This window comes from Actinomadura sp. 7K507 (assembly GCF_004348425.1).
In the GTDB taxonomy this organism is placed as follows: Bacteria; Actinomycetota; Actinomycetes; order Streptosporangiales; family Streptosporangiaceae; genus Spirillospora.
Genome location: NZ_SMKK01000461.1, coordinates 1 through 2,753 on the forward strand (window position 1 = coordinate 1; position 2,753 = coordinate 2,753).

A 2,753-nucleotide genomic window follows, 5' to 3' on the forward strand; every position below is an offset into this window, starting at 1 on the left:
CGCCCGCCCCCCGGAACGAGGAAGCGAAGCGGGCGGGAGGCGATCTGCCGGCGCAGGAGGACGATGAGGGCGCGGACGTCGGGGAGTCGGTCAACGCGATACGCGCCGACGCCCCTGAGGGGGACGCGGCGGCCGAGGACGAGGTAGCGGCCGAGGACGACGACCACGCGAGAGGCAAAGGGAGGACGCGGCGGGGGAAGGCCTTGCGGCGCACCGCGCTCGGGCTGGTCGTCGTCATGCTGCTCGGTGGCGCGGGGGCCGCGTTGATCTATCGGGATCTGGTCGGGGGCATCGAGCAGAAGGACGTCGGCGACCGGCTCGGCGCGAACCGGCCGGAGAAGCTGAACAAGTCGCTCAACATCCTGCTGATCGGGTCCGACACCCGGGAGGGCGACAACGCGGAGTACGCGGTCCCCGGCATGTCCGGGGCGCGGTCGGACACGGCGATCCTGCTGCATCTGTCGCCGAACCGGGACCAGGCGGTCGGGATCAGCTTCCCGCGCGACTCCATGGTGAAGATCCCCGAGTGCGAGAAGGACGACGGCGGGACCGTTCCGGCGCGGTTCGGGATGCTGAACACGGCGTTCGCGTTCGCCGGTCCGACGTGCACGTGGAGGATGCTGGAGTCGCTGACCGGTGTCCACATCGACCATTTCGTGCAGGTGGACTTCTCCGGGTTCAAGCGGATGGTGGACGCCCTCGGCGGCGTCGAGATCTGCGTCGACAAGCCCGTGAACGACCCGAGGGCCGAGCTTTACCTGGAGGCGGGGAAGCAGACCGTGCAGGGCGAGCAGGCGCTCGGCTACGTGCGGGCCCGCTACTCGATCGGCGACGGGTCCGACCTCGAGCGGATCGAGCGCCAGCAGAAGTTCATGGCCGCCGTCGCGGAGAAGGCCACCGACTCCGTCCTCAGCGACCCGGCGAAGACGTACAAGTTCCTCAAGGCCGCGACCAAGTCGATGACGACCGATGACGAACTCGACCTCTCGGCGATGCGGAAGCTGGCGGACGGTCTCCGGGGGATGAGCGCGGGGCAGGTGCGGTTCGTGACCGTCCCGGTCGAGCGGTACGCGCCAGACCCCAACCGTGTCCAGTGGAACCAGGCGCGGGCCAAGGCGCTGTTCGAGGCCGTCCGGCACGACAACGACCTGCCTGCGGAGCCCGCCAAGCCCGTCCAGCCCCGGCAGGCGCCGCCCTCCCCGGGCAAGGTGAACGTCACCGTTGTCGACGCGGGTGGAAAGGACGCCGTGGTACAGCGGGTCGTGAAGCAGCTCGGGAAGCGCGGCTACAGGGTGGCAGTGAAGGTCGAGAAGGGGGCCGAGTCGCCCGACAGCCGCATCGTGTACGCGCCGCCCGCCGAGGGGCAGGCCTCCGCGCTCGCGCGGGACGTCCCCAGCGCGCTGCTCACGGCCGACGCGGGCACTCCGGCGGGCGGCGTCCGGCTCATCATCGGAAAGAACGGACCCCGGCTGGCACCGCCGCCCATCAACAAGATCGGCGGAGGCGTCAAGGCCGGTCAGCAGAAGCGCTGCGAGTAGGGGCGCGGCTCAGGCGAAGACGAGGACGGCCAGCAGCGCACCGGCGAGCATGAAGGGGCCGAAGGGAATCGTCGACTTGAGCCGCGCCCGCCGCGCGGCCAGCATCACGGCCGAGTACACGCCGCCGAACAGGAACATCGCGAGGACGCCCAGCAACCAGGCGTCGGCCCCCAGCCAGCCGAGATATAGGCCGAGCACGCCGGAGAGCTTGACGTCGCCGAACCCCAGCGCCGAGGGGGCGATGAACCACTGCACCAGGAACAGCACCCACAGGACGGCCAGGCCGATGAGCGCCGAAACGAACCGGTGGCCGCCGTCCCCGGTGAACGGCACCGCCGCCATGAGGAGGGCGATGCCGAGGGGGTAGGACGTGAGCGTCAGCGGGTCGGGCAGCCGGCGCAGCTGGACGTCCACGACGGCGAGGGCGACGCCGACGACCATCAGGTAGGCGAACGCGGGAAGGTGCGGGCGCGGGCCGATCAGCCAGGCGAGCAGTGCCACCCCGAGCGCGGCGCCCACGCCCGCCGGTACCGCGTTGCGCCTGAGCGGCACGGTCCAGTCGGCGCGCCAGGACCATGCCGAGGACGGCGGCTCCTCGACCGCGGACCCGCTCACGCGGGGTCGCCCGCCGCGTCGTCCCGCCTCACCATTCAGCGGATGTTACCGAGCGCCCGCCACCACGCCAAGGCACCGAGCGACGCGGGCGGACGTTCAGCCGAGAACGGTGAAGCTGGACACCACCTGCGGCAGCCCGGACGCGTCGAACTTCGCCTGCGCTCCCCGGACCGTCAGGTCGAGCATCGTCCGGTTCCGGGTGAGCGCGTAGATGTCGACGCTGCGGATCCGGACGGTGAGCCCGCCCTGGAATCGGGTGTCGTACTCGGTCTCGATCCGGCGCGCCTCCCGCGCCCCCGCCACATCCGCCGCGGTCTCGCTCACCACCCGCCGCCCGTTGACCTGGTTGACGGCGCGGGCCTGCACCATCATGTCCTTCATCGAGCCGTCGTACCCGTCGACGCGGGAGACGATGACCTGGCCGCCGCTGCCGTCGTTGGCCGGGTTCGGCGGATGCCCTTCGACGATCGGCCAGTCGTTCTCGTCGGTGGAAGTACGGAAGACCCAGCCGGGCGGATGCGCGAACGAGTACACGTCACCCTTGTAGGTCGTGTACCCCTCGGGGGGTTTGGGCGGGGCCGCGGAGCCACCGCCCCCGTC

General features: G+C 71.2%; 3 protein-coding genes. 1 reads left to right on the forward strand and 2 read right to left on the reverse strand.

Going from position 1 to position 2,753, the window contains the following annotated elements:
- On the forward strand, positions 1-1,538 hold a 1,538-nt coding region (locus E1285_RS44390; RefSeq protein WP_132160917.1), incomplete at its 5' end, for an LCP family protein.
- Between the two features lie 9 nt (positions 1,539-1,547).
- Here the strand turns inward: E1285_RS44390 and E1285_RS44395 are convergent.
- Positions 1,548-2,153 carry an A24 family peptidase gene (locus E1285_RS44395; protein WP_243723482.1) on the reverse strand — a complete coding sequence of 202 codons (606 nt, stop codon included), beginning with the start codon at positions 2,151-2,153 and terminating at the stop codon, positions 1,548-1,550.
- Between the two features lie 96 nt (positions 2,154-2,249).
- Positions 2,250-2,753, reverse strand: a 504-nt coding sequence (locus E1285_RS46305; protein WP_165967043.1) for a hypothetical protein, incomplete at its 5' end; no start/stop codon positions are given.